Here is a 5,983-nt window from a genome sequence, read left to right on the forward strand (position 1 = left end):
CAACCTGCAGTGCTTCAGCGTTACCGCGGTGGGCCCGCACGGGCTGGAATCGCTGCACAGCCCGGAAACCTGTGTCGGCCCGGTCCGGGCCATCGGCGGCGCCTGGCCGCGCGGCTGGACCGCAAAGCGCAGCGGCGTGTTTCTGGCTTGGCTCGACTACGTCAATGATCATGGCCCGATCAATACCGGGATCACGGCGGCGGTGCGGCGCATGCGCGTCACGTGCGGCCGCGATGCCGTGCAGGTCCGGCCGATCGTGATGCCGCAGAGTGACGGCCGGCAGGATTCGACCCGCGTGCGCTTTGACGTGCGCGCCGGCCAGCACTGCACGTTCGCGCTGGCGCCGGGCTTCAACATGAGCGACCTGGCCCACTTTGTCCACTTCACCGGCGGCCAGGGCGGGGCCACGGGCCCGTTGAATGCGGCGCTGATCGGCAACCTCCACATTGCGCCGCTGGCGGCGAAAGGCCAGTCACGATGACGCGCAAACCCGACCTGTCGTTCTGGCAGATCTTCAACATGTGTTTCGGCTTTCTCGGCATCCAGTTCGGGTTTGCCCTGCAAAACGCCAACGTCAGCCGCATCTTCCAGACCCTGGGCGCAGTCGTCGGCAGCATTCCGGCCCTGTGGATCGCCGCGCCGCTGACCGGGCTGATCGTGCAGCCCATCATCGGACACTATTCGGACCGCACTTGGTCACGTATGGGCCGTCGCCGGCCGTATTTCCTGGCCGGCGCGATCCTGGCCACGCTTGCGTTGCTGTTCATGCCCAACGCACCGGTGCTGTGGGTGGCCGCAGGGCTTCTGTGGATCATGGACGCGTCATTCAACGTCTCCATGGAGCCGTTTCGTGCATTCGTTGGCGATCAGTTGCCGACCCATCAACGACCACTGGGTTTCTCGATGCAGAGCGTGTTCATCGGGGTCGGCGCAGTGGTGGCCTCGGCCCTGCCCTGGCTGCTGGCCCGCCTTGGCGTGAGCAACGTGGCTCCGGCGGGCATGATCCCGGATACCGTGGTCTACTCTTTTTATGCTGGTGCAGCCACGCTTCTGGGCGCGGTCCTGTGGACCGTGCTGAGCACGCGCGAATACCCGCCCGCGCAGCTGCACGACTTCGACGAGGTGCAGGAGTCTCCCGCCGTCATTGATGCCTCGGGCGCGTGGCGCATGGGCCTGCTGCTGCTGATACCCGGCATTGCCGGTGCGTTGGCCGTGGGTTATTACCACTTGGCCCATGACCTGTACCTGCTGGCCGGCATGCTGGGGGTGTTCGGTTCGCTGTTCATGTGGCTGAGCTTCAACCATGGTCGCAACCGCGGCATGCTTGGCCAGGTGATGAGCGATCTTTATGGCATGCCGCGCGCCATGCGCCGGCTGGCCTGGGTGCAGTTCTTCTCGTGGTTCGCGCTGTTCGCGATGTGGATCTACACCACGCCGGCGGTGACCATGGTGCAGTTCGGCAGCACCGACACCCAGTCGGTGGCCTATAACGCGGGAGCCAACTGGGTCGGCGTGCTGTTCGGCGCCTACAACGGCTTCGCCGCCCTGGCCGCGTTGCTGATCCCGTTCATGGTGCGCATCATCGGGCTGCGCTGGAGCCATCTGGTCAACCTGATGCTCGGCGGACTGGGCCTGATCTCGCTGCTGCTGATCCGCGACCCGGACTGGCTGCTGCTGTCGATGGTCGGGGTCGGTTTCGCCTGGGCCTCGATCCTGTCGCTGCCCTACGCCTTGCTCTCGGACAACCTGCCGACCGGCAAGATGGGGGTGTACATGGGCATCTTCAATTTCTTCATCGTGATCCCGCAACTGCTTGCGGCCAGCGTGCTGGGCCTGCTGTTGCGGGTGTTCTTCCACGACCAGCCGATGTACGCGCTGGTGCTGGGAGGGATCAGTCTGGGAGTCGCCGGCCTGTTCACATTGCGGGTGCACGAACCGGGCTGAACGGGTATTGACCTAGTCCGACTTGCTTTTGTGCAGGCTGGAGCGACGGACCACCAACCGGGTTGGCAGGATCGCAGTCTCCACTGCCTCACCGTTGATCAGGCTCAACAGATTGTCGACCAGAATCGCACCGGCTTCGGTGGTGTCCTGGCGTACCGTGGTCAACGGCGGATGCACGAATGTGGCGCTGGGCACATCGTCGAAACCGACCACCGCAATGTCAGCCGGCACCTGCAGACCCTGTTCCTCCAGGGCCTGCATGGCGCCGATCGCGATCAGGTCACTGGCGGCAAACACGCCGTCGAAGCTGGCGCCGTTCTCGATCAAGCGCGTGATGGCCGCGTGACCAGATCGCTGGGTGCTTTCTGCATCGACCTGAAGCGCCTTGTCGGCCTTCAGTCCGGCCTCCTCCAGCGCCGCTTCATAGCCGTGGTAACGCTCAAAGAACTCCGGGTAGTGGCTGGTCGCCTCGCCAAGAAAGGCGATCCGCGTGCAGCCCTGCTCCAGCAGGTGCGCAGTGACCTCGCGACCGCCGCTGAAGTTGTCACAACCGATCGAGGTGTCGGGCTGGTCCGGCAGCACTGCGCCCCAGCGCACGAAGTGAGTACCCTGGCGGATCAGCTTCTCGGCCTTGTCGCAATAGGTGATGTAATCACCATAGCCGAGCAGGATGATGCCGTCGGCCTTCTTGCTGTCGGCATAGTCGGCGTGCCAGTCATCGGAGGACTGCTGGAAGGAGATCAGAAGGTCATAGCCGCGCTGGGCACACGCGCGCGTGATTGAACCCAGCATCGAGACGAAAAACGGGTTGATGTGCGAATCATCCGCGGTCGGATCCTCGAACAGCAGCAGCGCCAGCGTGCCCGAGTGCTGGGTGCGCAGGTTGGAGGCGTTCTTGTCGACCTTGTAGTTCAGTTCCTGTGCAACCGCCTGGACCTTGCGCCGCGTCTCCTCGCTGACCAGCGGACTTTTGCGCAGGGCCCGGGACACGGTGGCCTGCGAAAAGCCGGTCAGGTAGGCAATGTCGAGTGAGGTCGGTTTTCCCTTGATCGTCACGTGCGTTGGATCTGTGCGGAAAAAGAATGCCGTACGGGCGGAGCATACTCGATACGACTGAGCGTCCAGTGTACTGCGTCCCGGGAAACGAAGGCATCCAGGGCGACGCGGTGTGCTGAAGCCGGTCCTGATTCCTTCTAATATACGAATCTCCCAACATTGCTTGCATTGCCCCAGCCAGCCCCCGCCTGGGGAGGCTTTTTAGTGTGCTGGGAGACCAGGATGGTTCGGCCCTTCCATGGGCCTCACCCCTCCGCTGCACTCCGGGGCCAGCCTGCGGCTGTCCAAATGTGTTCCCGACACATTTGTCGAACCATCAGCTTCGACTTGCCTTCCCCCCAGCCAATAAAAAACCCCCGCCTGGGCGGGGGCTCTTTATTGGCTGGGAGACTAGGATTCGAACCTAGATAGGCAGAGTCAGAGTCTGCAGTCCTACCATTAGACGATCTCCCAATCGGGTACCTGCCGCGCCGCTCTGACCGGTGGCGCGGAAGGCTCCAGGCTCGATTAACGCTTGGAGAACTGGGTGGCGCGACGCGCCTTGTGCAGGCCGACCTTCTTGCGCTCGACTTCGCGAGCGTCGCGGGTCATGAAACCGGCCTTGCGCAGCGGCGTCTTCAGGGTCTCGTCGTACTCGACCAGCGCGCGGGCGATGCCGAGGCGGATCGCACCGGCCTGGCCGGTGATGCCGCCGCCGGAGACGGTGACCTTGACGTCGAACTTCTCCGTCATCTCGGTCAGCTGCAGCGGCTGGCGCACGATCATGCACGAGGTCTCGCGGCCGAAGAACTCGTCCAGCGGCTTGCCGTTGACGATGATCTGGCCATTGCCCTTGCGCAGGAACACGCGGGCGGCGGAGGACTTGCGACGGCCGGTGCCGTAATTTTGTTGAATGGTCGCCATGGAAATTCCTTAGAGCTCCAGCGGCTGTGGCTGCTGTGCGGCATGCGGATGCTCGGTGCCGCCATAGACCTTAAGCTTGCGATACATCGCACGACCCAGCGGGTTCTTGGGCAGCATGCCCTTGACACCGATCTCGATCACGCGCTCGGGATGCTTGGCCAGCATGTCGTCCAGCGACATGTGTTTCATGTTGCCGATGTAGCCGGTGAAGCGGTGATACATCTTGTCACGGAGCTTTCTGCCGGTCACGGCAACTTTCTCCGCGTTGATGACGACGATGTAATCGCCGGTATCGACATGCGGAGTGAACTCCGGCTTGTGCTTGCCGCGAAGGCGGCGAGCAACCTCGGAGCAGAGGCGACCAAGCGTCTTGCCCGTGGCGTCGACCACAAACCAGTCGCGTTTGACGCTCTCGGACTTGGCGCTGAACGTGTTCATCACGAAATACCCGTCTGCCGCCCAATGGGCGGACCACAATGGTTAAACGAAAGGCGCGAAAGAATAGCTGAATGCCTTCTATCGTGCAAGGTCAACCCAGCGGGCTGACTGCAAGTCGGCGATGATACCATGATTTTCATGTCTGACGACCCCCGCCCGCGATCGAAGGAAGACCCTGCGGGGCGGATCGCCGTACTGGCCGACCAATGCGTGCTGTGCGGATTGTGCCAACCCCATTGCCCGACCTACGTACTGGACGCCAACGAGGCCGAGTCCCCGCGTGGGCGCATACGCCTGGCCCAGGCACTGGCCAGCGGTGAACTGACTGCAGACGCGACAATCCGCCTGCCACTGGATCATTGCCTGAGCTGCCTGAACTGCGAAAGCGTGTGCCCGTCCGGGGTCTGCTTCGGCGAACTGCTGATCCAGACACGCGCGCTGCTGGGTCCTCGCCCCGACCGCCCCACCGCACTGCTCGGTCTGCTTACGCGCCCCCGGCTCGCGCGCTCGCTGCTGGCATTGGCGCGTGGGCTGCGCATCAGGCGCTGGGCGCACCGACTGCCCTGGCTTTTTGGCAATGCTGAACGCGCGGCGCTGGCCTTGTTGCCCACACGCGGAACGCTGAGAACCGCACGCGCGTTGCCGCCATTTTCCGGCGCGATGGGCCGAGTCGCCCTGTTCCAGGGCTGCGTGAGCGGGTTGGCCGACAGCGCAGCGCTGGATGCGGCGCGTCACCTGCTGCGGGCCGCTGGATTCCGGGTCCATACCCTGCCACCAGTCTGCTGTGGAGCGATTGATCTGCATGATGGCGCGACGGCCTCGGCTGCGGCTGCGGCCGGGCGGGTCGCCAGGGATTGGGCTGACCAACCGGCAGACACGTTGTTGTGCATCACCCCGGGCTGTCTTGGAACGCTGCGTCGTGACCTGCCCGACGTGATTGTGGAGGACGCTATGGGCTTCCTGGGCCGCCACGTGGAACGACTGCAATTTCGCCCCTTGGACGAAAGGGTGGCGCTGCATATGCCCTGCACCCAGAACAACGTGGCGCGCAACGGCGCGGTTGTTCGGGCCTTGCTGGATCGCGTCCCGGGACTGGACGTGCGCGAGCTGCCCGCCACGCCCGGCTGCTGCGGCGCCGCCGGCAGTCACGGACTGACTTTCCCGGAACGGGCCGAGCGCCTGCGTGATCGCGTCCTGGGGCATCTTGCCCCCTTGTCCCCGGACCGCCTGCTGTCGTCCAATATCGGCTGCCGACTGCACTTGGCCGCTGGCGACCACGCGCTGGCGACCGAACATCCCCTGACCCTGCTGGCACGACAACTGCAGCCGGGGACACACCATTAAGCCCCATGCAGGCATGCTCGACCCGACCTATCGATTTTTCTGCGCAGCACGATATCCGCAAAGCACACCTGGTGAATGGCATCGCGGCCGCGTGGATTTGACCGGAGTACCTTGAGATGAGCGTACGCACACTGACCGCACTGGACCGATTGCTTATCGGCATCGAGGACGCCCTGGAAGCGGTGGCCGGACACCCCGAGGCCAAGCGTCCATCACCGGCGCAATTGCAGCCGCAAGCCAACCTGGACGAAGACGCATGTCGACATTCCGCCGGGCTGATGCGCATCAACCATACCGG

General features: G+C 64.0%; 5 protein-coding genes, 1 tRNA gene and 2 pseudogenes. 4 read left to right on the forward strand and 4 right to left on the reverse strand.

The window, feature by feature from the left end; genetic code table 11:
* Positions 1-481 (forward strand): annotated as a pseudogene (locus PF446_RS13405) (Six-hairpin glycosidase-like protein); the annotation flags it as partial.
* Positions 478-1,944 carry an MFS transporter gene (locus tag PF446_RS13410; protein WP_298072436.1) on the forward strand — a complete coding sequence of 489 codons (1,467 nt, stop codon included), beginning with the start codon at positions 478-480 and terminating at the stop codon, positions 1,942-1,944. The pseudogene PF446_RS13405 and the gene PF446_RS13410, both read left to right, overlap by 4 nt.
* 12 nt (positions 1,945-1,956) lie before the next feature.
* Here the strand turns inward: PF446_RS13410 and PF446_RS13415 are convergent, their stop codons facing one another.
* The 4 genes from PF446_RS13415 to rplM form a co-directional block, all read right to left on the reverse strand.
* Positions 1,957-2,994 carry a LacI family DNA-binding transcriptional regulator gene (locus PF446_RS13415; RefSeq protein ID WP_298072444.1) on the reverse strand — a complete coding sequence of 346 codons (1,038 nt, stop codon included), beginning with the start codon at positions 2,992-2,994 and terminating at the stop codon, positions 1,957-1,959.
* Positions 2,995-3,379: 385 nt separating this feature from the next.
* Positions 3,380-3,453 (reverse strand) — tRNA-Gln (locus PF446_RS13420).
* A gap of 54 nt (positions 3,454-3,507) precedes the next feature.
* Positions 3,508-3,903: a 30S ribosomal protein S9 gene (rpsI, locus tag PF446_RS13425; protein WP_298072438.1), complete on the reverse strand. Its 396-nt coding sequence runs from the start codon at positions 3,901-3,903 to the stop codon at positions 3,508-3,510.
* Positions 3,904-3,912: 9 nt separating this feature from the next.
* Positions 3,913-4,341, reverse strand: a complete 429-nt coding sequence (gene rplM, locus PF446_RS13430) for a 50S ribosomal protein L13 (protein ID WP_298072440.1) — start codon at positions 4,339-4,341, stop codon at positions 3,913-3,915.
* Positions 4,342-4,479: 138 nt separating this feature from the next.
* On the opposite strand from rplM, the gene PF446_RS13435 reads away from it, so the two are divergent.
* Positions 4,480-5,685, forward strand: coding sequence for a (Fe-S)-binding protein (locus PF446_RS13435; RefSeq protein ID WP_298072442.1), 1,206 nt, complete (start codon positions 4,480-4,482; stop codon positions 5,683-5,685).
* Positions 5,686-5,801: 116 nt separating this feature from the next.
* Positions 5,802-5,983: pseudogene (locus PF446_RS13440) on the forward strand (demethoxyubiquinone hydroxylase family protein); the annotation flags it as partial.

It is taken from the genome of Oleiagrimonas sp. (assembly GCF_027858935.1).
Taxonomy (GTDB): Bacteria; Pseudomonadota; Gammaproteobacteria; order Xanthomonadales; family Rhodanobacteraceae; genus Oleiagrimonas.

Bases quoted from the DNA above. Each gene is read 5' to 3' on its own strand.
- PF446_RS13410 (WP_298072436.1), top strand. From the start codon at position 478: ATGACGCGCAAACCCGACCTGTCGTTCTGGCAGATCTTCAACATGTGT.
- rpsI (WP_298072438.1), bottom strand. From the start codon at position 3,903: ATGGCGACCATTCAACAAAATTACGGCACCGGCCGTCGCAAGTCCTCC.
- rplM (WP_298072440.1), bottom strand. From the start codon at position 4,341: ATGAACACGTTCAGCGCCAAGTCCGAGAGCGTCAAACGCGACTGGTTT.
- PF446_RS13435 (WP_298072442.1), top strand. From the start codon at position 4,480: ATGTCTGACGACCCCCGCCCGCGATCGAAGGAAGACCCTGCGGGGCGG.